Annotated in this window: 26 protein-coding genes and 2 pseudogenes; 15 read left to right on the forward strand and 13 right to left on the reverse strand. The window is 62.8% G+C overall.

Going from position 1 to position 24,737, the window contains the following annotated elements; genetic code table 11:
* The first annotated feature begins 18 nt into the window (after positions 1-18).
* The gene (locus X733_RS162290; RefSeq protein WP_023817645.1) at positions 19-414 is read left to right on the forward strand and encodes a cupin domain-containing protein; all 396 of its coding nucleotides are present in this window, start codon (positions 19-21) and stop codon (positions 412-414) included.
* 60 nt (positions 415-474) lie between these two features.
* Here the strand turns inward: X733_RS162290 and X733_RS162285 are convergent, their stop codons facing one another.
* A complete protein-coding gene (locus X733_RS162285; protein ID WP_023817647.1) occupies positions 475-1,677 on the reverse strand; it encodes a pyridoxal phosphate-dependent aminotransferase in 1,203 nt (400 codons plus the stop codon).
* A gap of 276 nt (positions 1,678-1,953) precedes the next feature.
* Between X733_RS162285 and X733_RS162280 the strand changes: the two genes are divergently transcribed.
* Positions 1,954-2,853, forward strand: a complete 900-nt coding sequence (locus tag X733_RS162280; protein WP_023683766.1) for an EAL domain-containing protein — start codon at positions 1,954-1,956, stop codon at positions 2,851-2,853.
* Positions 2,850-3,710, forward strand: coding sequence for an EAL domain-containing protein (locus X733_RS162275; RefSeq protein WP_023817649.1), 861 nt, complete (start codon positions 2,850-2,852; stop codon positions 3,708-3,710). Before X733_RS162280 ends, X733_RS162275 begins: the two co-directional genes overlap by 4 nt.
* A gap of 109 nt (positions 3,711-3,819) precedes the next feature.
* Here X733_RS162275 and X733_RS162270 read toward each other — a convergent pair whose 3' ends face one another.
* From X733_RS162270 to X733_RS162260, 3 genes are all read right to left on the reverse strand, one after another.
* Positions 3,820-4,074: a hypothetical protein gene (locus X733_RS162270; RefSeq protein ID WP_023817651.1), complete on the reverse strand. Its 255-nt coding sequence runs from the start codon at positions 4,072-4,074 to the stop codon at positions 3,820-3,822.
* On the reverse strand, positions 4,071-4,271 hold the full coding sequence (locus X733_RS162265; protein WP_023817653.1) for a hypothetical protein: 201 nt from the start codon (positions 4,269-4,271) through the stop codon (positions 4,071-4,073). The genes X733_RS162270 and X733_RS162265 overlap by 4 nt, the downstream gene beginning before the upstream one ends.
* A gap of 269 nt (positions 4,272-4,540) precedes the next feature.
* Entirely contained in the window at positions 4,541-4,753 is a 213-nt protein-coding gene (locus X733_RS162260; RefSeq protein WP_015316174.1) for a cold-shock protein, read from the reverse strand.
* A 298-nt stretch (positions 4,754-5,051) separates the two neighbouring features.
* Between X733_RS162260 and X733_RS162255 the strand changes: the two genes are divergently transcribed.
* Positions 5,052-5,378 carry a hypothetical protein gene (locus X733_RS162255; RefSeq protein ID WP_023689728.1) on the forward strand — a complete coding sequence of 109 codons (327 nt, stop codon included), beginning with the start codon at positions 5,052-5,054 and terminating at the stop codon, positions 5,376-5,378.
* 164 nt (positions 5,379-5,542) lie between these two features.
* Here the strand turns inward: X733_RS162255 and X733_RS162250 are convergent, their stop codons facing one another.
* Positions 5,543-6,124: a methylated-DNA--[protein]-cysteine S-methyltransferase gene (locus X733_RS162250; RefSeq protein WP_023671959.1), complete on the reverse strand. Its 582-nt coding sequence runs from the start codon at positions 6,122-6,124 to the stop codon at positions 5,543-5,545.
* Positions 6,125-6,301: 177 nt separating this feature from the next.
* Between X733_RS162250 and X733_RS162245 the strand changes: the two genes are divergently transcribed.
* A complete protein-coding gene (locus X733_RS162245; protein WP_023817656.1) occupies positions 6,302-7,231 on the forward strand; it encodes a lytic transglycosylase domain-containing protein in 930 nt (309 codons plus the stop codon).
* Between the two features lie 5 nt (positions 7,232-7,236).
* Positions 7,237-7,725 (forward strand): GNAT family N-acetyltransferase, encoded by a 489-nt coding sequence (locus X733_RS162240; RefSeq protein ID WP_023724918.1) that lies wholly within the window; start codon positions 7,237-7,239, stop codon positions 7,723-7,725.
* A 287-nt stretch (positions 7,726-8,012) separates the two neighbouring features.
* Here the strand turns inward: X733_RS162240 and X733_RS162235 are convergent, their stop codons facing one another.
* Positions 8,013-8,351 (reverse strand): hypothetical protein, encoded by a 339-nt coding sequence (locus tag X733_RS162235; protein WP_023697061.1) that lies wholly within the window; start codon positions 8,349-8,351, stop codon positions 8,013-8,015.
* A 326-nt stretch (positions 8,352-8,677) separates the two neighbouring features.
* Here X733_RS162235 and X733_RS162230 point away from each other — a divergent pair, with 326 nt between their 5' ends.
* From X733_RS162230 to X733_RS162220, 5 genes and pseudogenes are all read left to right on the forward strand, one after another.
* Positions 8,678-9,229 (forward strand): DUF4142 domain-containing protein, encoded by a 552-nt coding sequence (locus X733_RS162230; RefSeq protein ID WP_023751213.1) that lies wholly within the window; start codon positions 8,678-8,680, stop codon positions 9,227-9,229.
* Between the two features lie 300 nt (positions 9,230-9,529).
* The gene (locus tag X733_RS162225) at positions 9,530-9,994 is read left to right on the forward strand and encodes a cupin domain-containing protein (RefSeq protein WP_023751212.1); all 465 of its coding nucleotides are present in this window, start codon (positions 9,530-9,532) and stop codon (positions 9,992-9,994) included.
* A gap of 238 nt (positions 9,995-10,232) precedes the next feature.
* A pseudogene (locus X733_RS1000000171420) lies at positions 10,233-10,624 on the forward strand (RidA family protein).
* A gap of 11 nt (positions 10,625-10,635) precedes the next feature.
* Positions 10,636-10,927: pseudogene (locus X733_RS1000000170610) on the forward strand (hypothetical protein); the annotation flags it as partial.
* A gap of 79 nt (positions 10,928-11,006) precedes the next feature.
* Entirely contained in the window at positions 11,007-11,762 is a 756-nt protein-coding gene (locus X733_RS162220) for a hypothetical protein (RefSeq protein ID WP_031193007.1), read from the forward strand.
* Between the two features lie 682 nt (positions 11,763-12,444).
* On the opposite strand, the gene carB is transcribed toward X733_RS162220, so the two are convergent.
* The 3 genes from carB to X733_RS162205 all read right to left on the reverse strand — a co-directional run bounded on the left by carB (position 12,445) and on the right by X733_RS162205 (position 18,327).
* Positions 12,445-15,948 (reverse strand): carbamoyl-phosphate synthase large subunit, encoded by a 3,504-nt coding sequence (gene carB, locus X733_RS162215; RefSeq protein WP_023817662.1) that lies wholly within the window; start codon positions 15,946-15,948, stop codon positions 12,445-12,447.
* A 235-nt stretch (positions 15,949-16,183) separates the two neighbouring features.
* Positions 16,184-17,302 (reverse strand): SH3 domain-containing protein, encoded by a 1,119-nt coding sequence (locus X733_RS162210; protein ID WP_245274377.1) that lies wholly within the window; start codon positions 17,300-17,302, stop codon positions 16,184-16,186.
* Positions 17,303-17,550: 248 nt separating this feature from the next.
* Positions 17,551-18,327: a metallophosphoesterase family protein gene (locus X733_RS162205; RefSeq protein WP_023672422.1), complete on the reverse strand. Its 777-nt coding sequence runs from the start codon at positions 18,325-18,327 to the stop codon at positions 17,551-17,553.
* 179 nt (positions 18,328-18,506) lie between these two features.
* On the opposite strand from X733_RS162205, the gene X733_RS162200 reads away from it, so the two are divergent.
* The gene (locus X733_RS162200; protein WP_023691527.1) at positions 18,507-18,977 is read left to right on the forward strand and encodes a nucleoside deaminase; all 471 of its coding nucleotides are present in this window, start codon (positions 18,507-18,509) and stop codon (positions 18,975-18,977) included.
* Positions 18,978-18,997: 20 nt separating this feature from the next.
* Here X733_RS162200 and X733_RS162195 read toward each other — a convergent pair whose 3' ends face one another.
* Complete coding sequence (locus X733_RS162195; RefSeq protein ID WP_023683780.1) at positions 18,998-19,354, reverse strand: helix-turn-helix transcriptional regulator; 357 nt, start codon at positions 19,352-19,354, stop codon at positions 18,998-19,000.
* A gap of 199 nt (positions 19,355-19,553) precedes the next feature.
* On the opposite strand from X733_RS162195, the gene X733_RS162190 reads away from it, so the two are divergent.
* On the forward strand, positions 19,554-20,732 hold the full coding sequence (locus tag X733_RS162190) for an MFS transporter (protein WP_023817667.1): 1,179 nt from the start codon (positions 19,554-19,556) through the stop codon (positions 20,730-20,732).
* Positions 20,733-20,761: 29 nt separating this feature from the next.
* On the opposite strand, the gene X733_RS162185 is transcribed toward X733_RS162190, so the two are convergent.
* Positions 20,762-21,226, reverse strand: a complete 465-nt coding sequence (locus tag X733_RS162185) for a MarR family winged helix-turn-helix transcriptional regulator (protein ID WP_023691525.1) — start codon at positions 21,224-21,226, stop codon at positions 20,762-20,764.
* 179 nt (positions 21,227-21,405) lie between these two features.
* Between X733_RS162185 and X733_RS162180 the strand changes: the two genes are divergently transcribed.
* Positions 21,406-22,200, forward strand: coding sequence for an SDR family oxidoreductase (locus X733_RS162180; RefSeq protein WP_023683784.1), 795 nt, complete (start codon positions 21,406-21,408; stop codon positions 22,198-22,200).
* Between the two features lie 159 nt (positions 22,201-22,359).
* On the opposite strand, the gene X733_RS162175 is transcribed toward X733_RS162180, so the two are convergent.
* Positions 22,360-22,959: a LysE family translocator gene (locus tag X733_RS162175; protein ID WP_023683785.1), complete on the reverse strand. Its 600-nt coding sequence runs from the start codon at positions 22,957-22,959 to the stop codon at positions 22,360-22,362.
* A gap of 96 nt (positions 22,960-23,055) precedes the next feature.
* On the opposite strand from X733_RS162175, the gene X733_RS162170 reads away from it, so the two are divergent.
* Positions 23,056-23,925 carry a LysR family transcriptional regulator gene (locus X733_RS162170; RefSeq protein ID WP_023683786.1) on the forward strand — a complete coding sequence of 290 codons (870 nt, stop codon included), beginning with the start codon at positions 23,056-23,058 and terminating at the stop codon, positions 23,923-23,925.
* A 63-nt stretch (positions 23,926-23,988) separates the two neighbouring features.
* Here X733_RS162170 and X733_RS162165 read toward each other — a convergent pair whose 3' ends face one another.
* Positions 23,989-24,639, reverse strand: a complete 651-nt coding sequence (locus X733_RS162165; RefSeq protein WP_023691524.1) for a dihydrofolate reductase family protein — start codon at positions 24,637-24,639, stop codon at positions 23,989-23,991.
* Positions 24,640-24,737: the final 98 nt, after the last annotated feature.

Consider the following 24,737-nt stretch of genomic DNA (forward strand, 5'->3'; position numbering starts at 1 on the left):
ACTTAGGGAGCACCAGAGATGAAGATCATTGCCTGCGGCAGCGTGCCGACCATCGTCGCACCGGAGAAGTATTTCACCGGCCGCGTGTTGCAGACGCCCATCATCGAGAAGGAAGCGCCGGCCCGGCTCAGAGCCACGCTGGTCAGCTTCGAGCCCGGTGCGCGCACCCACTGGCACACACATCCGCTGGGGCAGACGCTTTATGTCACTTCGGGCGCCGGCCTTGCGCAGACATGGGACGGGCCGATCCAGGAGATCAAGGCGGGCGACGTGATCTCGTTCGAGCCCGGCGAGAAGCACTGGCACGGCGCGAGTCCGAAGACGGCAATGACCCACGTCGCCATGCAGGAAGCGCTGGACGGCGTCCATGCCGATTGGATGGAAGCGGTCACCGGCGAGCAGTATGGCGGCTGAGGTCTGCTCCTAACAAAAAACCCGGCTCGGAGCCGGGTTTCATGTCTCGGTGCCGCCAGTTCAGATCAACGATGCGGTAAAGCGCTGGATGCGCGTGCAGGCTTCCTCCAGCAGCGTCTCCGACGTGGCGTAGGAGATGCGGAAGTTGGGGCCGAGGCCGAAGGCCGAGCCGAACACCACTGCGACACCCTCGCCTTCGAGCAATTCGGAGCAGAAAGTCTCGTCGGTGTCGATTATCTTGCCGGCTTTGGTCTTCTTGCCAATCAGCTGGGCGCAGGACGGGTAGACATAGAAGGCGCCTTCCGGCGACGGGCAGGTTATGCCGCGCGCCTGGTTGAGCATCGACACGACGAGGTCGCGACGGCCCTGAAAGATCGCCTTGTTCCTGGCGACGAAATCCTGCGGGCCGTTGAGCGCCTCGACCGAGGCCCATTGCGCGATGGTGCAGGCGCCCGAGGTCTGCTGGCCCTGGATCATGTCCATCGCCTTGATCAACTGGACGGGACCCGCGGCATAGCCGATGCGCCAGCCGGTCATGGCGTAGGCTTTTGAGACGCCGTTCATGGTCAGCGTGCGCTCGTAGAGTTTCGGCTCGACCTCGGCGATCGTCCTGAAGACGAAGTCGCCATAGGTCAGGTGTTCGTACATGTCGTCGGTCAGTGTCCAGACATGCGGATGCTTCAAGAGCACGTCGGCCAGCGCGCGCAGCTCGGCTTCCGTGTATGCGGCGCCGGACGGGTTCGACGGCGAGTTCATCAACAGCCATTTGGTCTTCGGCGTGATCGCCTTTTCCAGCACGGCGGGAGTGAGCTTGAAACCATTGTCGATCGAAGTATCGGCGAACACCGAGGTGCCGCCGCAGATCGCCACCATTTCGGGATAGCTGACCCAATAGGGGCGGGGGATGATGACCTCGTCGCCTGGGTTCAGCGTCGCCATGAAGGCGTTGAACAGGATCTGCTTGCCGCCGGTGCCGACAATGGCCTGCTCGGGCTTGTAGTCGAGATTGTTCTCCCGCTTGAATTTTTTCGCGATCGCCTCGCGCAGCGGCGCGATGCCCGAAACCGGCGGGTATTTGGTCTCGCCGCGGCGGATCGCCTCGATCGCCGCATTCTTGATGTTGTCGGGCGTGTCGAAATCCGGTTCGCCAGCGCCGAGGCCGATAATGTCGCGGCCGGCATTTTTCAGCTCGCGGGCTTTCTGCGTCACCGCGATGGTGGCGGAAGGCTTTACGCGGGCAAGGGCGTCGGCAAGAAAGGCCATGACCAGATATCTCCAGAGGGGTCGGCGCAACCGCAAACAGCTGCGGCGCTTCTCATGTCGCATCGACCCGGCAAGTGCAAGCATTGTCGGATGAGCCAGGGGTCAAGGACCTGTGAAGATCGGCTTTTGGAGCGCGTGCATGACCGTTTCGCTCTGCGCTGCGGGCTCGGCAATCGATAGGCTTATCCCCGGCAAGAATAAATTCATCAACGGCCGCTAAAACCTTTGACGGCAGGATCGCCAGCCATTTCGCCTGTCTCGCGGAGCGAGGGACCCTTGTCGCGCAGCACCGGGCTTGCCCACATCATCCGTCACGATGACGGCACCGCTTCAGGTGTCTGGGGTCCCTACACGCTGCAGAGCGCCTTTCAGCCGATCTTCGCCTTCAAGGACGGCAAGCTCTCGATCGCAGCATTCGAGGGGCTGATCCGGCCGTTTCGTGACGGCGAGCCGCAATCGCCGATGAACTTCTTCCGCACCTGTCCGGCCGGCGACCGCCTGCATATCGAGGCGCTGACGCGCACGCTGCATTTGCTCAATGCCGGCGCCTGCCTGCCGCAAGAGGCTTCGATCTTCGTCAATTTCGACCCGTCGGTGTTTACCGAGCGCTCCATCGCCGATAACGCGCTGCGCGACATGCGGCTGGTGCTGCACGAAGCCGGGATCGATCCGCGCCGCATCGTGTGCGAGGTGACCGAGCAGAAGTCGGCGTCGCAGGAAACGCTCTACAGCTTTGTCGAGGCGCTGCGGGCCAATGGCTTTCGCATTGCCGTCGACGACTACGGCGCCGATGAATCCGACATCAACCGCATCAAGGAGCTCAAGCCCGACATCGTCAAATTCGATGCGCACTGGATCACGCAGCTCATGGAATCCGGCGCCGGCTTTGCCCTGCTGACTGCCATGGTGACGAACTTCGAACTACAGGGCATCCGGACGGTGTTCGAAGGCATCGAGGAAGGCTGGCAGCTTGAACTAGCCGAGAAATCCGGCGCATCGATGGTGCAGGGCTTTGTGCTGGCAAAGCCGGAACTGGCGCCGACCAGCTTTCGCGCTTTCGGCAAGGATACGCAGCCGTCTGTCGCGGCGGCCGAGCCTGGCAAGACGCCTGCCGGCCCGACTGCAGCGCCTCCGGCGCGGCCGGGCAGGGTGTTCGGGCGCAGGACCGGGCCATGACCGGGCAGCGCGAGAGGCGTCGCGATATCGGCGAAGCGATCTTTGCCGACGAGGTCGGCATCGAATACGGCGTCTATGGCGCGTTCCGGCTGAAGAGCGCCTACCAGCCGATCTTTGCGCCACGCGGTGGCGCGTTGGCCGCGGTTGCCGTCGAGGCGCTGATCGAACCGCAGCGCGCTTCCATGCCGGTTGCACCGGCCATGTTCTTCGACAGCGTCGCGCCGGGCGACCGCCTGTTTGTCGAGACGATGTGCCGGATGCTGCATCTGAAAAACTTCCGCAACATCGGCGTCGACGGGCTCGACCTGTTCTTCAATTACAATCCGATGATCAACGATCATCTCGGGCGGGCGCTGGCCGAGATCCGGCTGATGACGCGGCATCTCGGCGATCTCGACCTGCATGCCGCCATGCTGGTCTGCGAGATCACCGAACAGGCGGCCGACGATAATGTGCTGGCCCCGCTGGTGCGAGAGATGCGGCGCCACGGCATCCGCATCGCCATCGACGATTTCGGCACCGGCCACTCGACCGCGGAGCGGATGAGCCTACTCCAGCCGGATATCGTGAAGATCGACGGCGGCTGGTTCGCCGAATTCTGCCGCCACGCTGCCGCCGAGCGCTTCTTCCGGCCGCTCGTCTCGTCGCTGCACGATCGCGGCGCCAAGGTGCTGGTGGAAGGCATCGAGCAATCCGTGCATCTGCGCGTCGCGCTGGATGGCGGCGTCGACCTGCTACAGGGGTTCCATCTCGGCCGCCCGGCGCTGGCCGGCACGATCTTCAACCGGGAGCCGCTGCCGATCGAGGCGCTGCTTGGCGCCGACAACAAGGTGGTGCCGCTGCATCTGCGGCGCTGATTTTGTCCTCACGCTTGCCGCCGCTTCGCGGCTCGTTCCGGACGGGACGCCAACGGGCGCGATGCCCGGTTGGGCTTGCGGCCTTCGGCCGTACGCGAATGGCTTGGGACTACTTCAGCAGATGATCGTAGTCGGTGTGAGTGCCGATCCAGAACCAGATCACATCGTCATTGTTGCGAATGGCGACAGCCCGATAACTGTCATCCACTCTGGCCGACCAATAGCGTCCGACCTGTTTGAAATGCAGTGACGGGTCAAAGGGGTCATAACGCAATCTGGCAAAACGCCTATCGGCCTTTGCTCTGATCGATAATGGCAGTTTTTCATAGGCCTCCCAGAATGATGGAGAGGCGACGTGGTTCACAGAGGCCGGGTCCGGCCAGCGCGATGGTCAGCCAAAGCTTGTTCGGCATGCTTATCCAACCGGCCCGATTGCGCGTCCGCTTCGATCTGCCGGTCCCACATGTCCGCCTGAAGCGCCTCGAACCACGCGGCAAAAGCCTTCAGTTCGTCAGGACTCAACTCGGCGACAGATTTTTCGATTTGGTCAAGTTTGGTCATGGGCGAATGGTACCACTATTGGGCCAAAAGTACCACCGGTGGGACCATGGCCGCCTATGACCTCTTAAGTCCAGACAAACAAAAAGGCGGGATAAATCCCGCCTTCCCATTTTCGGTAGCCTGATCGGAGCTTTAAGTCCGGGCCGGCAGCTATCTGCTGATCCAGCTTGTCGGGTCTTTCCGCTCCAGCGCGCTTCTCGCGCGACCGTCAGTACATCCGTGACTTGCCGCGCGCCCCGAACTCTCGTCCGGCGCGCGCTATCGCAAAATCAGGCTGCCTTGCTCAGAGAACCAGCGGACGACTTGCCAGTGCGGCGGTCCTGCTCGATCTCGAAGTTGATTTTCTGGCCTTCGACCAGGGTCGACAGTCCAGCGCGCTCGACAGCGGAGATGTGAACGAAAACGTCCGCACCGCCCGAATCAGGCTGAATGAAGCCGAAGCCCTTGGTGGCATTGAACCACTTGACCGTACCAGTTGCCATATGAATAGTCCTCGCATTTGCTTTGGTTTGACCGAACCGAGGTTCAGCCGGTTTGTATCGAGATTTTGGAGATAGACGTCAGCAAACGCGAAGATCGCGAGGCCCGGATCGATCGGCCGAAATATCAATGGAGCTGATATAGGCGGGTTTCGCACCAAAAACAAGATGGCTCGAAAAATGGCGTTGCGGTGGCGCCGCCCAAAGGCCGCCCCAATCGCATGAAAGCGTCGAGCAATCGGGAAGATCGGGACGCCCGACGGCGTTAGTCCGGTTTTGGGAGACTGTCATGAAAACGGTTGTGAAAACCATTCTGCTTGCCGCCTGCCTGACGCTCGCGGCCGCCGAGGCGCAGGCGATCTCGCGCTACGACCCCACTCGTATGAGCTGCGACAGGGTGCAAGGCACGATCGCCCGCCAGGGCGCGGTCATCCTGCGCTATCAGTCCAGGCGCGTGCCGGGGCTGCCGCTCTTCGACCGCTATGTGCAGAGCCAGCAATTCTGCAATGTCGGCGAGGTCAGGAAGCGCGCCTATGTGCCGAGCGCCGACACCGAATCCTGCCCGGTCTATCTCTGCAAGCGGATCGAGAACGACCATTTTCACCGCCGCTTCCTGCGGCGTCATTAGGGCATATTGATATTCAGGTGAGGCCGGCCTGCGAACGATGGTCTTCTGCGCTTCCGGTGTCCACGTACATTAAGTACGTTCCGCTTCGGTTCTCGAAGACCATAGTTTCTCGGTGCGGCCTGACCTGAATCTCAACATACCCAGCCGGCATACCATTCAAGCTCCTAGAACCCGAACGAGACCTGCGCCGCCGGCGGCGGGCCGACGCGCACGCCTTCCATGGCCAGCATCTTTTCCTTGGTGGCCGAGCCGCCGGGCGCCGAGAAGCCGCCGATCTTGCCGCCCGCGGCTAGAATCCGATGGCAGGGGATGACCAGCGGCACCGGGTTGGCGCCCAGCGCTGCCCCGGTTTCGCGCGGCAGGCCGGCTTGGCCGGCGCGCTTGGCCAGTTCGCCATAGGTGGTGGTTTCGCCGTAATGCAGTTTTCGCGCCGCGTCGTAGATGGCGAGACGGAAGTCGTCGACGCCGTCGAGATCGACCGGCACGCCGGAGAAATCGACGTCCTCGCCTGACGCATACGCCTTGATCGAGGCGATCAGCTCGACCACCCATTGCGGCTGCCCAATGTTCGCAGTCGTATTGGCGGCAACACCGGCATGCCGCATCAGCCGGCGCTCCACTGCTTCGCGGCTCCTTTCGGGCAGGCAGAGCCGGATCAGGCCCTTTTCGCTCCAGGCGATGCCCATGAAGCCGATCACTGTTTCTAACACTGCGTGGCCGGCTGTGATCGAAGATGCCGTTTCCATGATGCGCTCCTTTCCGCAAAGCGGCGAAAACCGGGATACCGACCGGTACATATGCAGAACAATATGGCATCTGAGCCCGGCTCTCGCCACCCGAAAACCACCAGATGGTCCCGATTGCCCACTAGGAATCGCTGGTGTAAGGACTTCTTAACAACCGACAAATCGGACCCGCGCGGCTTGCCAGCAAAATTCAACCTTTTCGCGATCTCTGTGATCGTCGGCGCAGCTGCCCTCAGCGGCTGCCAATCGACCTCGCAGATGAAGGCCACGCCTGCGCTGACCGAAACCGCGACCGCTGCCGGCAGCGATGCCGGCTTTACCGTGCCGCTGCCCGATACGGTTTCGGTGCTGCCGCAATCCTCGGGCATAACACCCGTTCAGTCGGCCGAAGCGACGCCGGCCACGCCAGCGCTCGATGCCGCTGCGCAGCCGGTTGCCGCGACCGCGGCCTTTGCCGGCGCGACGCCCACGGCCCCGGCCGTGCCTGCGGTGATGGCCGCCAATGCCTGGCAGGCGCCTGCGCCCGCCAACGCCGGACAGCCGGTCGCGGCGCAATATACGACCGCCAGCCTTGTCATGCCGGCGACCGCCAAGGGCGGCCAGAACGCCATGCCCGGCGTGCAGCAGGTAGCCTATGTCGTGCCGCAGAACCCTGCTTCCCTGGGCCAGTTCCCCGCCGCGCCCCTCGGTCTCCCGGAAGAAGAGCATGCGACCGGCATGCGCGGCGACGTCGACCGGCTGATCCAGAAATACGCTGCTCTCTACGAGGTGCCGGTCGATCTGGTGCGCCACGTCGTCAACCGCGAAAGCACCTACAATCCCAAGGCTTACAATAACGGCCATTGGGGGCTGATGCAGATCAAGCACGCGACGGCGCGCGGCATGGGCTATGACGGGCCGGCCAAGGGCTTGTTCGACGCCGAAACCAATCTGAAATACGCGGTCAAATATCTGCGTGGCGCCTGGCTGGTGGCGGGTGGCAACGCCAAGAAGGCCGATTGGCTCTACCAGACCGGCTATTATTTCGACGCCAAGCGCAAAGGCCTGCTCGAGGCCACCGGCCTCGGTGTCGACCGCAAGCGCCGCCGGCTGCAGCCCGACGCCTGAGCGCGATGCCTGAACCGCGCCCGCCGGCTCCAAACGACATCCGGCTGCGCAAAATCCTCGACGAGACGCTCGTTGCACCGCACTGGCCGGCCGGCTTTACCATGCGCTGCTTCGAACATGGTGACGCGCAGCCCTTGCATGCGCTTTTGACCGAGGTGTTCGACGACGGCACCGACGGCCCGTTCGACGAATGGTGGCCGCGCATATCCAGCGATGCCGAATTCGACCCGGCGCTGTGTTTCCTGGTCATCGACGCCAAGGGACGGCTGGCGGCGGCAGCGCTGTGCTGGACCAGGGCCTTCGTCAAGGACCTCGCGGTCCATCCCGAAGCGCGCGGCAAAGGCATTGGCGAAGCGCTGATGTGGCAGGCTTTCAACGCCTTTCGCGATCGAGGCGCGGCCCATGTCGACCTCAAGACCAACACGGTCGAGAACGCCGCCGCGCTCAGGCTCTACGAGCGGCTGGGAATGGTGCCTGTCGCCTGGGAAGGGTAAGGGCTTTTTTCTTGCCGCAATTCCCTGGGGAAAAGGCTACGCGCTTTTCCCAGGAAAACCGGTTCCCACTTTTCCTGGAATTGCTCGAGCGCTGTTGAAATCCTTCGGATTGTGAACTGCTTCACATAGGCCGCCGCAACCGGATGCTACCTCACCATCCATGCCTTTCGACCGATGGCGGATCGACGACTGGCAGATGTGGAGGGGCTGCACCGGCATGTGTTCAGCCACTCCTTGGCGGGTCCCAGGCGGGGGTTTGGGGCCCGCCAGTCGTTTTACGGCAGCCCTCAGATATCGGGCGCATTGCCGATCTTCTTTTTGAGCTCAAGCGCCCAGGCGCGGCCCTCGTCGCCGCCCCACAGCAGCCAGGCGATATGGCCGGCCGATGGATTGTCTTCATTGCCGTAATTCTTGCCGCGCTTGTCGACCTCGTGGCGGGCGAAGTAGCTGACCATGCGGCGGATAGTGGATGGCGCCAGCTTTTCGCGGTTCTTGAGTTCCGTCGCCCGCGCCACGCCGATCTCGGTGCCGCCCCGGCCGAATTCTCTTCGCAGCCTCAACCCCTTGGCGGCATTGTCGGCCACCACTTGCGGGCAGCGCAGATCGATCTCTTCATCCTCTTGCATGTGTCTCCCCAGCTCCGGAAATCTAACCTGCAGACGCAATACAGGGAAGTGCAACCGGCTCCCAATGCAGCGCCGTCCATTAGGATCAGCGCGCCATCGGCATCTGCGAGATCCTGTGGGACCTTATGGATTTCACGCCTGAGGGTCGGCCGAACTGGAACGAACAGCTGCAATATGGCGAGGCGTGCTGTCCTGGAGGTTTGTCCGCCAGGGGCTCGGGACGGCTCTTCGGCAGATGGTCGCTGACGAATAGTTCTCCGGACGCAACCCTGCCGCCAACGCCGCGTTTGATTAGCCGAGGGAAATTTTCAAATCGGAGACCTCAGATGAAAACGCTTCTCACCATTGCCGCCGTCGCCTTGTTCGCCGGTGCCCCTGCCGCCCTTGCGGCCAACTCGACTGCGGTCGCGCCTGCCATGGCCGCCAGCAAGGTCGATACCCCAACCTTCGTCAAGACGGTGCCTAGCTCCAACGAATTCGAAATCCAGTCGAGCAAGCTCGCCGAGGAGAAATCCAAGGCGGCTGACGTCAAGAAATTCGCCAAGCAGATGGTCAAGGACCACACCAAAGCCGGCAAGGAGTTCAAGGCGGCGCTGAGCCAGGGCCAGACCACCGGTTCGACCAAAGCCGCGGGGCCGGCCCTGCAGCCGAAGGAGCAGGCAATGCTCGACGAGTTGAAGAGCGCAAGCGGCAAGGATTTTGACGCCAAGTACATCCAGATGCAGACGGACGCGCACAAGGAGGCCGTTGCCCTTTTCAGCACCTATGCCAACTCGGGCGACGACCCGGCGATGAAGGAATTCGCCAAGAAGACGCTGCCGACGCTGCAGATGCACGAGAAGCACGTGAAGAAACTCGCGGCGGCGCATCAGGGTTGAGGGCTGGTGACTAGCCACCAATAGCATTCTACGGCGCCCCCTCTGTCCTGCCGGACATCTCCCCCACGAGTGGGGAGATCAGCAGCGTCGGCGCCGTGCTTTTCTTGCGACGGTGAAAATTGGCGAAGGCTGAGGCGACAGCCAATCTCCCTGCTTGTGGGGGAAATGTCCGGCAGGACAGAGGGGGCGCCGTAGAGTGCGACGGCCGATGCCTGCCGTTGGCAAGGCATTGCGGCAAAGTGGCTCTGTGGCTGCGCCGGCAGTGACATACACTGCCGCCACCAATTCAATGGAGCTCCCATGCCCAAGCTCGACCTGTCCACCGTGCCTGTCCGCAAGGGCTCCGGCTACCCCGCACCCTTCGACGCCCCTTGCGCCGAGCGCACACGCCACCGCCTCGGCGATGCCGGCGGCCTCACCGATTTCGGCGTCAACCTGATGACATTGCCATCAGGCGGCTGGTCGAGCCAGCGGCACTGGCACAGCCATGAGGACGAGCTCGTCTATGTGCTGGAAGGCGAACTGGTGCTGGTCGAGGATGGCGGCGAGACGCTGCTCAAGGCCGGCGACTGCGCGACCTTTGCCAAGAACAGTGGCAACGGCCACCACATGATCAACCGCTCGTCCACAACGGCGCGCTATCTCGAGGTCGGCTCGCGCAATCCGGATGATCTCATCACTTGCTCCGACATCGACATGATGAGCCCGAGTTCGGATGGCAGGTTTCTGCACAAGGACGGGACGCTGTATCCGGGGCAGGGGTGAGGGCTGGACCATGCTTCGGCGCTGGTGTTCGCTGGGTGGGGGGATAAGTTCCTCACGATTAAAGGTGGCGCCGGCCCCCTCATCCGACCGCTTCGCGGCCACCTTCTCCCCGCTGGGGAGAAGAGGGAAGCGCTGGCGCTGACCGGCTCCTCTCCCCTCGGGGAGAGGTCAGCCGAGCGAAGCGGAGGCTGGGTGAGGGGGCCTTGGCGCCAGCTTGGCAAACAAAGGGAGCATCACCGTGAAAAAAGAAGTCATCGAAGTGCCCGTCATGTCGGCCAAGGTGCGGGCGCTCGGGCTGCCCTGCTCGACGGCGGTGAGGGCCAATGGCTTCGTGTTCATCTCGGCGACGCCGCCGGTGGACATGGTGACCGGCGAGATGGTGCGCGGCGACATCGAAACCCAGACCGAGGCGTCGCTGAAGGCGCTGAAGCATTGCCTGAAGCGGCCGGCACCTCGCTGGACAATGTGGTGATGGTGCGCATCTACGCCGTCAATTCCGGCTTCTACAACGCCATCAACCGGGTCTATGCCAGGTACTTTTCCACGAACCCGCCGGCGCGGAGTTTCGTGCCGGTGGCGTCGTGGCCGATGGAGTTCGATATCGAGATCGAGTGTGTGGCGGTGGCGTGAGCTTCCCTGTCGAGTTGAGACTGGTCCAAGACAGCGGTGAGACGCTGCTCGAGGCAAGCTACCGCCGCCTTCGCCGGAAACAGCGGCAACGGCCACCACATGATCAACCGCTCGTCGATGAGGACGCGCTATCTGGAGGTCGGTTCGCGCGACCCCGACGATGTCATCACTTGCTCCGACATCGACATGATAAGCCTAGTCGGCTGGTGGTTCCTGCACAAAGCATGGGATGCCGTATCCGGAGCAGGGGTGAGGGGCTATTCTGAAAGTCTTATTTTCGGATTCGTTGCCGTGGGTCGATAACAACACGTGGATGTAGTAGCGCGTTATATGCTCTAATCGACGGTGAGACTCATCCATACGCTCGCACCAAAGGCCAACTATGCAGCCCCAAATTCGCAAGAAATTATCGGAGGTCGCTGCCGAATACGAACTTGGCGAAAACGGCGATTTGCAAGATAGAGCGTATCGTATGATCGAGTACGCCGTTGGGCGCCACGATTGGTATGAAGATCAGCGTGGTAAGTTGTTTCAAGCCGCTCTAGGCATGCTATCATTTATTGCTGCTGCGGCTGCGATAGTTAATTCGGTTGGAGGATCTAGATATTTTGTTTTCTTTCTTGGCTTGGGCTTGATAGTACTCGGAATTACGGCGTGCCGCCTGATCGTGATGTACACTCACGTTTCTGAGAAAAATCATCCCCATAGAAAAGCCGCTGACATCAAAAGCTGGTACTACAGGTATACGGTTTCCGGCGATGTTATAGACGATCTCGACGATCTGTTCGGGCACGACGACAAGGAGGCGGCGGTTGAAGATGTTCGGAGAAATTTTAGAAATTTCTTGAAAGCTATTTCCGGATCTTTAGATCGTGAAGTCATGCTAAAAGAAGATCTCCAGCAGGTATTCATTTTGTACCTTCTGCAGAATTATCGGCAAACCAATCTGAAGAAGATGTATAGTGTCACAAAAAAGGGAACCGTCACGTCGATGTTTTTCTTCGGTTTGGCGTTGGCGGTTCTGATGTGTTCACCCGCAAAAGAAATAATTAATGACTTACGCAATAACGTCAAAATCGGAAACTGGTGCCTGTTGCAGGGCGATCTCCGAAGTTTTTTTACAAGGCAAGCGGGTTAAAAGATCGCTAGAGATAAGCCCTCTAGTTATATTTATACCATATTCACCGGAAAGATTCACATATTTCGCTGAGCGACGCTATGAGTACGGCGAGTTGCTTGGTATTCGGGGACTAAAGGCGATCGAAAGAACGGCTCGTGTCTATACCTCGGAAAAGAATCGAGTTAGCAAACCTAGCTATCGCAGCCGGCTAGAAAATTTTCCCGACACAGCTTCTAGACCTGTCCCGCTAAATGCCATCAACCAAATCGATAAAATAGTAAGCGAAGTCTCAGCGTTTCCGCGTGCTAGTACCCACGTTTTTACTTTCTTTAGGCCTTCTGACTTATACAATAAAAGATGGCCTGGCTACGTCCCTTGTCCTACAAGCGGAGATTTTAAATATAGAGACGGAAAGTTGTCGCTGAACGTCATGTTTCGATCTTGCGATATATTAAACTTTCTTTACAATGACATATACTATCTTCGTCAGATACAATTTTCCATTCTTAGAAAAGCTAAAGAAGCAGATGGTTCAAAGCTGCCGCCGACGACACAACCAGGCCCGTTGAACCTGTTTCTCTCGCGAGCGTTCATTCAGACCTGGGAGATAACCCCAATCCAGAACTTGGTTGAGGTTATAGATAGTACGAAGGAATTTCTGGCACGTGGTTAGAACCACTAGCTGGCATTCGGCGATGCCCTACGCAAAATACTCCTGCAGTGGCCTCACCTCCAGGCTCCCCGCCTTCAGCGCCGTAATCGCCTCGGCCACCGCCGCGGCGCCCGACAGCGTCGTATAATACGGCACCTTCTGCATCAGCGTGGCGCGGCGCAGGGACTTCGAGTCCGATACCGCCTTCTGGCCATCCGTCGTGTTGAAGACGATCTGGACCTGGCGGTTGCGGATGGCGTCTTCGATGTGGGGCCGGCCCTCCAGCACCTTGTTGATCTTCTGGGCGTCGACCCCATTTTCGGCGAGGAAGCGGGCCGTGCCGGATGTCGCCAGCACCTTGAAGCCCTGGCCGGCGAGGCGCTTGACCGCCGGCAGGATGCCGGCCTTGTCCTCGTCGCGCACCGAGACGAACAGCGTGCCGGAGCGGGGGAGATCGACGCCGGCGCCGAGCTGGCTCTTGGCGAAGGCCAGCGCAAAATCGCGGTCGAGGCCCATGACCTCGCCGGTCGAGCGCATTTCGGGGCCGAGCAATATGTCGACGCCGGGGAAGCGGGCGAAGGGGAAGACGGCTTCCTTGACCGCGATGTGGCCGGGGTTTCTCGGGTCGGGCATCGCGCCGTAATGGGCGAAGGCGTCTTCCAGCTTTTCGCCGGCCATGATGCGTGCGGCAATCTTGGCGATGGGCCGGCCGATGGTCTTGGCGACGAAGGGCACGGTGCGCGATGCGCGCGGGTTGACCTCCAGCACATAGACCGTGCCGTCCTTGATCGCATACTGCACGTTCATCAGGCCGCCGACGTTGAGCGCGCGGGCAAGCGCCGCCGTCTGGCGCTCCAGCTCGTCGACCAGCTCGGAAGGCAGCGAGTGAACAGGGAGCGAGCAGGCGCTATCGCCGGAGTGGATGCCGGCCTCCTCGATGTGCTCCAGAATGCCTGAGACGAATGTCGACTTGCCGTCGCACAGGCAGTCGACATCGACCTCGATGGCGCCCGAGAGATAGGTGTCGAACAAAAGCGGGTTCTTGCCCAAGAGCGTGTTGATCTGGCCGGTCTTGTCGTTGGGGTATTTCTGCTTGATGTCCTCCGGCACCAGGCCGGGCACGGTGTCGAGCAGGTAGCTCTGCAGCATGCCTTCGTCATGGATGATCTGCATGGCGCGGCCGCCGAGCACATAAGAGGGGCGCACCACCAGCGGGAAGCCGAGCTCGCCGGCGACGAGGCGAGCCTGCTCGACCGAATAGGCGATGCCGTTCTTCGGCTGGCTGAGGTTGAGCTTGTGCAAGAGCTTCTGGAAACGGTCGCGGTCTTCGGCGAGATCGATCATGTCGGGTGACGTGCCCAGGATAGGGATGCCGGCCTTCTCCAGCGCATCGGCCAACTTCAGCGGCGTCTGGCCGCCGAACTGGACGATGACGCCGACCAATTCGCCCGAGGCCTGTTCGGCGCGCAGGATCTCCAACACGTCTTCGGCCGTCAGCGGCTCGAAATAGAGCCGATCGGAGGTGTCGTAGTCGGTCGAGACCGTCTCGGGGTTGCAGTTGATCATGATCGCTTCATAGCCGGCGTCGCGCAGAGCGAAGGCGGCATGGCAGCAGCAATAGTCGAACTCGATGCCCTGGCCGATGCGATTGGGACCGCCGCCGAGGATGACGACTTTTTTTCGCGACGACACTTGCGCTTCATTGGCCAGCGCGCCGGCGAAGGGCACTTCATAGGTCGAGTACATATAGGCGGTGGGCGAGGCGAACTCGGCGGCGCAGGTGTCGATGCGCTTATAAACCGGATGAACGTCGAGCTTTTCGCGAACCTTTTGAATCACTTCGGCGTCGGTCTTCGTCAGCGACGCGAGGCGGGCATCGGAGAAGCCCATCGCCTTCAGCATGCGCAGATTGACGGCGTCTTGCGGAATGCCGTGCTCGCGGATGCGGGCTTCCATGGCAACGATGCCGGCGATCTGTTCGAGGAACCACGGGTCGATCTTGCACATTGCGTGCACGTCTTCCAGCGAGGTGCCCATGCGGATCGCCTGCGCCACCATGCGCAGCCGGTCGGGCGTCGGCGTGCCGAGCGCTGCGCGGATGGCGTTGCGGTCGTCGGCGTGGTTGGCAGCTACGGCACCGTGGCCGAGGCCGGGGATCTCGATTTCGTCGAGGCCGGTAAGGCCGGTTTCCAGTCCACGCAAAGCCTTCTGCAGCGATTCCTGGAAGGTGCGGCCGATGGCCATGACTTCGCCGACCGACTTCATGGCGGTGGTCAGCACCGGCTCGGCGCCGGGGAATTTCTCGAAGGCAAAACGCGGGATCTTGGTGACGACGTAATCGATGCTTGGCTCGAAGGAGGCGGGCGTGGCGCCGCCGGTGATGTCGTTCTCCAGCTCGTCCAGCGTGTAGCCGACGGCGAGCTTGGCCGCGATCTTGGCGATGGGGAAGCCGGTCGCCTTCGAAGCCAAGGCGGAACTGCGCGAGACGCGCGGGTTCATCTCGATGACGACCAGCCGACCGTCGGCCGGGTTGACGGCGAACTGCACGTTGGAGCCGCCGGTCTCGACGCCGATCTCGCGCAGCACCGCGATCGAGGCGTTGCGCATCATCTGGTATTCCTTGTCGGTCAAGGTCAGCGCGGGGGCGACGGTGATCGAGTCACCGGTGTGTACGCCCATCGGGTCGATGTTCTCGATCGAGCAGACGATGATGCAATTGTCCGCCTTGTCGCGGACGACCTCCATCTCATACTCCTTCCAGCCGAGCACGCTTTCCTCGATCAGCACTTCGGTGGTCGGCGAGGCGTCGAGGCCGGACTGGACGATGTCGTAGAATTCGGCGCGGTTGTAGGCGATGCCGCCGCCTGTGCCGCCCATGGTGAAGGACGGGCGGATGATGGCGGGCAGGCCGACATGGTCGAGCGCCTGGGCGGCAATCGCCATGCCATGGCTGATGTAGCGCTGCTTGCGGTCGCCTTCGCCGAGGTTCCAGCGGGTTTCCAGCGCGTCGAGCGCGGCATCGAGGTCGGCAGGCGCCTCGGCCTTGACGGCGGCGCGCTCGGCCTCATGCGTCTTGCGGTCGGCGTTCTTAACATCGGTGGCATTGGCAAGCATCGACTTCGGCGTTTCCAGGCCGATCTTCTTCATCGCCTCGCGAAACAGCGCCCGGTCCTCAGCCTTGTCGATCGCCGTGGCGTCGGCGCCGATCATCTCGACATTGTAGCGGTCGAGCACGCCCATGCGGCGCAGCGACAGAGCGGTGTTGAGCGCGGTCTGGCCGCCCATGGTCGGCAGCAGTGCGTCGGGCCGTTCCTTGGCGATGATCTTGGCGACCACCTCAGGCGTGATCGGCTCGATATAGGTGGCGTCGGCCAGTTCCGGGTCGGTCATTATGGTGGCCGGGTTGGAATTGACCAGGATGACCCGGAAGCCTTCCTCCTTCAGCGCCTTGCAGGCCTGTGTGCCGGAATAGTCGAACTCGCAGGCCTGGCCGATGACGATGGGGCCGGCCCCGATGATCAGGATCGACTTGATGTCGGTGCGTCTTGGCATCGTTGTGAGTTCCGTTCGGCGAGCGGCTTGCACGAAAAACCGGGACGGGAAGACCCGGCCGGTTGTGCTTGCGATTCTGGTATCAGGCTAGGAGGGCCTTATAGGGAAGAGTTTTGGGAGATGTAACCCCGAAAATGAGGCCAGGCAGTAGGGATTAGGCAGTAGGGATCAGGCAGTGGGGATTGGGCAGGAGCGAGGTTAAGGCGCCTATTGCCCATTCCCTACTGCCCAACACCTAATCCCCCAGCGCGAGCTGATCCGTAATCTCAAACCGCTCGGCAGCGCCGATGCGGATCATGTTGAGGCTGCCTTCCCTTGTGAAGCGGAAGTCCTTGCCCAAATCCGAGCCGGCCGGCATGCCGGCATTGAAGGAGATGACGCGGGTGCCGCCGTCGGGCCAGGTCACGGTGATATCGGCCTTGTCAGTGCCCTTGTGGACGATGTTGACGGGGCAGCGGGTCATCGGCTGGCCGACATAGCGCGCGCAGGGGATGTCGGCGGTGGCGGGCGGGGGTTCCAGCCGTGCAACGGTTTGCGTAGCGGTCGCAGCTTTGGCCTGGTCTGGCCGTGGCGTCGGGGATAGTACCCCCGGCGCGGACGCTGTATCCGGCGCTGCTCCCGCAGACGCGGCGGCGGCGAGTTCCGGCGTCCCTGTGGCCTCCGTTGCCGGAGCCTCTGTGGCAGGGATTTCGTCCGTCGGCGGACTTTCATTCGCTGCGAAGGCAAGGCCGTAAGCATCCTGCATGGCGGTCCTGCCGATCTCGGCGGCGGACTTCGGCGCGCCTGGNGCTGCGAAGGCAAGGCCGTAAGCATCCTGCATGGCGGTCCTGCCGATCTCGGCGGCGGACTTCGGCGCGCCTGGATCCGTACCGCCAAGGCGCTCCGTCAGGTCGAGTGGAGCCGGCGCGGGTGCAGCCGGGGTGGGTGGAGCCTGAGTGGGTGCAGCCGGAGCGGCAGAGGCGGCGGGTGCAGTCGTCCGGGGCGCTGCGGCCACATCGGCCGGCTGCGTCGGCATGTCGGGCGCGAGCGCCGGGCCGCCGGCTTCAGCGCTGGCGGTCACCTGGGGCGGCACGGCGTCAACTTCGACCACGGTCGGATTGTCGGGGATAAGATAGCGCGCGGGCGCCCAGCCTTTGACCAGTGGATTGTCAATCTCCTCGACCTTGCACCAGCGGTGGCCGTCCACTTCGTTGCAGCCGAAATTCCTGACGCTCGAGCCGATCGGCAGACGCGCCTGGGTTCTGCCCACAGGCGACGGCGTGGCGCGGATGTTGAGGAGATCGCCTGGGCCGAGCTCGGTCACTATGGAAACGATGTCGGCAGGCGCGTCCTCGGCATTGGCCGGCAAGCTCACCAACAACGGGCCCACCACCAACGGACCCGCCAACAACCGGGCTGCCCGCAGGAGCGGAGCGCCAGTCAGTCGATGCAAAATGGTTCGGATTGTGCGCCTCATCATTTGGCCGTGCGCCGATTACCCTTGCGGCAGCAGTCCTGCCGTATGCCAAGGCGGTTTTATAAGGGACGATACGCGGCCATGTAAGTCTGAAAATGCGTCCGATGTTTGGTGCCGCGAGGCGGAAGCAGGGCGCAGCCGTGCGGTCAAGCGGAGCCTTGCCAAGAGGGTTTGGGCATGAAGCCGGTCCTCAGCGCATGCGCCCATTCCGGTCGGCCCGCCTGTGCGGCCTGTCTCGCCGCCGCTTCGTGGTCGTAGTCGACGGCGATGGTCTCGAAACGGTCTGGACCATCGCCATCCAAGGTGAGGATGCCGTAGCGCGCATGCGGGCTGCCTTGCTCCGAAACATGCGCCGGGGGCGTGTCATCTTCATAGGCGGGGGCGCCGACGCTGCCGGGATTGAAGAGCAAGGGGCCGCCGGGGATACGGACCAGTTCCGCGCGGTGGCTGTGGCCGCACAGCACGATGCGGCAGGCCGGGTCCAGCGCCTGCAACCGCCGCTGAATAGCGGCAAGCGGCGCGCGCACCAGTTGGCCATCGACGATCGCGTCGAGCAGGTATTTCTCGTCATGGTCGGGCCGCGCATGGAAAGCGACCACGCCGGGAACAATCTCCAGCGTGAAGGGCAGGGCGAGCAGGGCTTCGCGCTGCGCTGATGTCAGCCGTTCCTGCGCATAGCGGTCTGAAGCCCACATCATATCGTCGGCCGGATCGACCGCGACCCGGCGGTCATGGTTGCCGCGCACCGTCGGCAGGTCGAGCGCTTCGAGCCGCTCGAACGTCTCGCGCGGCCAGAGCGGGCCGGAGACACAGTCGCCAAGGTTGACGGTGAGATCGGCGCCGCCGCGCCGCGCTAGATCGGCGAGCACGGCATCCAGCGCCAGCACATTGCCATGGATGTCGGCGAGAACGGCAATGCGCATGCGGCGGGCTCCTTGGTGCAGCCCGTTGAGGCTTGCGGCCCGTCTTCGTTATCAAGCCCCTGCCTTCATTATCAAGCCCTTGAGATCGTTCGAGACAGCCGGGAGCCCCGCCTATCGCGGAAGCACTCCATCTGCTAGCGTCCACGCCGCTCCAGAGTTCATCCGGGGGAGGACAGGCGATGACCCGCGACCAGATGGTTGCCCACCTTCGCGCCGCCAATGACGTCGCGCGCGAGACTGCCGCGCACGGGCACCATCCTTTCGGCTGCGTGCTCGTCGGCCCCGACGATCGCATCCTGATGCGGCAAGGCAACATCAACACCGTGCGCCACGCCGAAACCGAGCTCTCCCGGCGTGCCGCGGACGCCTATCCGCCGGAATTCCTCTGGTCCTGCACGCTGGTCACAACCGGCGAGCCCTGTGCGATGTGCACGGGAACGCTGTACTGGGCCAATATCGGCCGGCTGGTCTACGGCTTCGAGGAGACCAAGCTTCTCGCGCTGACCGGCAATCACGCAGAGAACCCGACGATGAACCTCTCGTCGCGCACAGTCCTCGGCTCCGGGCAGAAGCCGGTCGAGGTCCACGGACCCTTCCCCGAGATGGACGAAGAGCTCCTCGCCCCGCATATCGGTTTTTGGCAGCGCTAGGACCTTGACTTCTAAACCGGTTAGGCCGGCATTTCGATGTCGTGGCCACCGACGATGGGCAGAGCCGGATCATCTCCGGCCGCCGCAATCACGCTGTCGAGCAGGCCGGGGAAGCGGGCGTCGAGGTCGGCGCGGCGCAGCGTGATCATCCGGTTGGTGCCAGCCACTTCGGCGCGGGTGACGCCGGCCTCGCGCAGTTTGGCCAGGTGATAGCTGAGATTGGTCTTGGAGCCGAGGTCGAGGAACCGGCTGCAGTTCAGCGGCACGCCTTCCTTGCTGGCGAGATAGCGCACGATGGCGAGCCGGGTCGGGTCGCCAAGCACGCCGAGCACAACCGGCAGGCTGATCTGGTCTGTATTGGGGTGCGGCAAAGTCATGGCCCGAAACTAAGCACAGTCGGTGGCGATTTCAACGCGTCCATGTTTCGCGGGCATGCACAGTCCGCTTCGCGATTGGCCCAATGGCTGTCCTGACACAGGGCTGTCAGCAGGCTTCAGCTATTTTCACCTGGCTTCATTGACATCACGCCCTGTTATGTCCAATTGTTCAATAACTTTTGAACTAAGGACACGCCCTATGGACAAGCGCCTCTTTTGGCTTGCGCTCGGATCGTTCACGATCTCGACCGAAGGCTTCGTCATCTCCAGCCTGCTGCCTGACATCGCCACCGACGCCCGCATTTCCATTCCGCTCGCCGGCACGCTGATCACCGCCTTCGCGCTGGCTTACGCCATCGGCACGCCGATCCTGGCAACGCTGACCGGCGAATGGGACCGGCGCCGCGTCATCTTGTGGACGCTGGCGTTCTTCGTCATCGGCAATGTGGTGGCGGCGCTGAGCTCGTCCTTCGAGCTGCTGCTCATTGCCCGCATCATCATGGCGCTGTCGTCAGGCCTGTTTGCCGCTACCGCTCAAGGCACGGCGGTGGCGCTGGTCGATGACCACCACCGGGCGCGGGCCATTGCAGTCGTCGTCGGCGGAACCACGGTGGCGGTTGCGCTGGGTGCACCGCTCGGCGCGCTAGTTGCCACGATAGCCGGCTGGCGCGGGACCTTCTTTGCCATTGCCGGGCTCGGCGCGCTGGTCGGCGCCATCCTGTGGTACCGGCTGCCGCGCGGAATTGTCGGCACCAAGCTGCCGCTCAGGCGGCGCCTGGCTGCGGCGCTGCGCCCCGGCGTCATGCCGATCCTGCTGACCACCGCTCTTGCCCTGATCGGCGCCTTCTCGGTGTTTTCCTATATCGCGCCGCTGGCCATCCAGAGCGGCGGCCTCAGCCCGATTGCGCTGCCCGGCATGCTGCTCGCCTTCGGTGTCGGCGCCGTCATCGGCAACATAGCCGGAGGCCAGGCGGCCGACCGTTTTGGTGCGACGCGCACCGTCGGCTGGTCGCTGGCGCTGAGCGCCGTCATGCTGGTGATGCTCTCGGTCATCCCGACCTTCCTGCCGCAGCATCTCGCCGGGCCGGCATTGATGGCCATGATGGTGCCGTGGGGCATGGTCGGCTGGGCATTTCCGCCGGCGCAGGCCAGCCGCATCATCAAGCTGGCGCCCGACGCCGCCCCGATCGTGCTGTCGCTCAACGCTTCGGCGCTCTATCTCGGCGTGGCGCTGGGTGCTGTGGTCGGCGGCGCCGTGCTGCGCTACGGCGTGCCGGCCGATCTCGGCTTGGTCGCCGCCATCTTCCCGCTGATCGGGCTTGGCGCGGTGCTGGCCGGCCGCTGGGCGGCCCGGCCGGTCGCCATGCCGGCCGAATAGATCTTTGCAAAGGACCGGCGGCCGCTCTTTCAGCTTGAAGGGGCGGCCGCGGGCACGTCGTAGTCCAGCGCCGCGACTTCATCCAGCATAGCGCGCAGATCTGCCGCTCGTTGCGGGCCGACCAGGGCCTCGAAGCGCTGCTGGGCAATGGTCCACAATTTCGTCGTCTCCTCGAGCTTGGCCAGGCCTTGGTCGGTCAGCCGCACCCGCTTGACGCGGCGATCGTCCTTGTCAGCGAAGGTGTCGACATAGCCGTCGCGGATCAGCGGCTTCAGCGTGTGGCCGAGCGCCGAGAGATCCATGACCATCGCTTCGGCTATCGTGCCCATCGCCGGCTCATTGCTGACATGGATCTGGTAGAGCAGGCCGTACTGCGTGCCCTTCAGACCCGAAGGCGAGATTACATCGTCATAGAAGCGGCCGAGCTTGCGCGCGGCGCGCCGCAGCGTGGCGTTGTTGCAAAGGCTGAATCCCGGCAGCACGGTCTTGCTCATCACGACTCCTTGCCGGCAAAACCGCTGCCGGCCTGTCGCAGAAATAGTTTCTGCCGCCTCCGTTGACAAGATAGTGGCATATACCTACTTCCAGGATGGTGGCATATACCACTAATTGGAAGTCAGGGCGGGACGAGGGTCATCGACCTGTCTCGCCGGGCAGAAAAAGGAACAGGACAATGAGTGGACAGGACAACAAGGGTACCGCAGTCGTCACCGGCGCATCGGCCGGCATAGGTGCTGTCTATGCCGACCGGCTGGCCGGGCAAGGCTACGATCTGGTGCTGGTGGCGCGGCGCGCCGACCGGCTGCAGGAACTGGCTGAAAAGCTGCGTTATGCCTACAAGCGCAAGGTCAGCGTGATATCAGCCGACCTCGCCGACGACAATGATGTGCGCCGCGTCGAGCAGGCGATCGCAGCCGACGACAGCGTCACGCTGCTGGTCAACAATGCCGGCATTGGCGGCCAGGCCGTGGTGGCAACGGCCGACGCCGACGAGGCCGAGCGCATGATCAAGGTCAACGTCATCGCCTTGACCCGCCTGACCCGCGCCGTTCTGCCGGGGCTTCTTGCGCGCAACCGCGGCGCCATCGTCAACATCGCCTCTGTGCTCGCCTATGATACCTCGTTCGGCGGCATCTACAGCGGTACCAAGGCCTATGTCGTCAACTTCACCGAGGCCCTGCACCGCGAAGTCGCCGGCACCAATGTGAAGGTGCAGGCGGTGCTGCCGGGCGCGACCCGCACCGATTTCTGGGAGCTCGCCGGTGGCGATATCCACAATCTGCCGAAGGAGATCATCATGTCCGCCGACGATATGGTCGATGCCGCGCTTGTGGGCCTATCCAGGGGCGAAGCCGTCACCGTGCCGGCACTTGCCGACACAGCCAAGCTCGACACCTTCCTCGGCGCAAGGCAAGTCTTCTACGGCAGCCTGCACGCCGACAAGCCGGCGGCGCGTTACGCGGCTTGAGAGTAGCTGGTTCGCTTCGCGAACCAGGACCCCCACCCCGCTCACTTCGTTCGCGGCCCTCCCCACAAGGGGGAGGATAAAGTGCGCGCTCCCCTACCTCCCCTTTGTGGGGAGGTCGGACCGCAGGTCCGGGTGCGGTACTGGCGCCGACCTCTGCGTTTACGCTCCCCGCCACATCGGTATGATCGACGCAGCCAGCACCAGCGCCAGCACGATGTTGAGCGCGCGCCATTGCCATTCGGTCTTGAGCAGCCGTGCCAGCACCATGCCCGCCACGCACCAGATCGACAGCGAGATGGCTGCGGTGAAGCCGAAGGTCGAGCCGAGCAGCAGCGCGAGTTGTCCCGGACCGTCGGCAAGGGCTGCGAACGAGGCCGCCGCACCCAGTCCCATCGCCCAGCCCTTCGGGTTCATCCATTGAATGCCGGCGCCGCCGAAGAAGCTGTTGGGTTTTGCCATCGCCACATCGAGATCAGGCGGCCCGGCGCGGCCGATCTTGATTGCCAGCCAGATGAGATAGAGCGAGCCGATGATTTTCATCGCCAGTTGCAGCGACGGCATGGCCAGCAGCAGACCGGCGAGCCCGGCGGCGGCAGCAGCGGTCACGGTGGCGAGGCCGGCAGCGCTGCCGATCAATAGGGGAACGGAACGGCGAAAGCCGAACTGCGCACCTGAAGCAGTCGACAGGGTGGTGGCGATTCCCGGCGTGACGGTGGCCACGAAGGCAAACAGGATGAGCGGAAAGATGGGCTGCAACATGAGGCGTCCTCCATCGAAGGCCCTACGGTAGACTTCTGCATACTTCAGTAAATGCAATGTTTGCGATGGTTGGCATTAGTAGGTATAATGCCAACCATGATCCGTAACCTCGACACAGCGCTGATCCGCACCTTCGTCACTGTCGCCGACAAGGCCAGCATGACGGCGGCGGCGAACGCGCTGCATCTGACGCAAGGCGCCGTCAGCCAGCAGATCAAAAGGCTGGAGGAGGCGCTGGGCTGCAGCCTGTTCGAGCGCGACCGGCGTGGCTTGCGGCTGACGCGGCCCGGCGAGCGGCTGTTCGGCAAGGGCAAACGGTTGCTTGGCCTCAATGACGAGATCTGGGCCGAGATGGCGGGCACCGAGGTCGCCGGCCAGGTGCGGCTCGGTGTTCCCTATGACCTTGTCGGCACCTTGCTGGCGCCGGTGCTGAAAGCCTATGCCGAGACCTATCCGAAGATCGAGATATCCCTACTCTGCGCCGCCTCGCCGGATCTTGCCGCGGCTCTTGCAGCCGGCACCATCGACCTTGCCGTCATCGAGGAACCGGTCGGCCCGTCCGCCGGTGAGTGCCTGGCCATTGACCGGCTGGTCTGGGTGGGGGCCAAGGGCGGCGTCGCCCGCGCCAAGCGGCCGCTGCCGGTGTCGATCGTCGCCGACACCTGCGCCTTCCGCCCGGTGGTGCTGTCGGCGCTGAACGAGCACGGGCTGGAATGGCGCACCGTGTTCGAGAACGGCAACATCGACGCCACGACCGCGACAGTGCGCTCCGACCTTGCCGTCACCGCCTGGCTGGCCTCCACCGTGCCTGCCGATCTTGACATCCTGGCTTTTGATGCCGGGCTGCCGCCGCTGCCGAATTTTTCCATCAATCTGCATTTGCCGAAGTACGGCACGGCGCCGGCAGCGCAGGAGTTCGCGCGGTATATCCGGGGTGGGTTGGCACGGCGGGCTGTGGCGGCTTGACAGAACTTGCATTTCCTCTCCCCCGTCGATCGGGGGAGAGGAAAGGTGCCAAGCCTGTCCCTGTTACTTCCAGTTCTTACGCCGCTCGAGCTCGGCCTCTGACGGCTTCTGCGTAGCGAACGACCCGACCTTGACCTCACCCCCGCGTTCGTAGGTCGCCATGATGACGCCTGTGGTAGTGGCCTGCGACTTGACCAGCTTGAAAGCGGCGGGCATCGCACCACCATCGAACAGCCGCTTGCCCTTGCCCAGCAGCAGCGGGAAGATCATCAACCGGATCTCGTCGATCAGCCCGTTGGCGAGCAAAGTCTGGATCAGCTCGCTCGAACCCTGGATGAGCAGGTCAGGCCCATCTTCCTTCTTGAGGCGGCGCAACGCCGCGACGATATCTTCTCCAAGCCATTGCGTATTTTCCCAGGTGAGCGAATCCGGCCGATGCGTCGCCACACATTTAGTCGCAGGGTTGAAGGCATCTCCGATGGCATCTTTCTGATACGGCCAGTAAGCGGCGAAGATGTCGTAGGTTCTGCGGCCGAGCAGCAGGGCGAAGGGTTTGGAGAACAATTCCTCTATGGCCACCCCCGCCACCTCGTCGAAGTAGTGGAACGTCCAGCCGCCGAATTCGAAGCCGCCAACCGGGTCTTCTTCCGGGCCGCCTGGCGCCTGCATGACGCCGTCGAGGCTGACGAAGGTGGAAGCGATGATCTTTCGCATTGGATTTTCCTTTTCCAGGATCCGCGCCGTCAGGGCCGGATTTCGATCTAAGGACGGACAGGCCGGCGGCCGCCCGACAGGCGTTGGCAAAAAAACGC

The sequence above is a fragment of the Mesorhizobium sp. L2C066B000 genome (assembly GCF_000502335.1).
Taxonomy (GTDB): Bacteria; Pseudomonadota; Alphaproteobacteria; order Rhizobiales; family Rhizobiaceae; genus Mesorhizobium.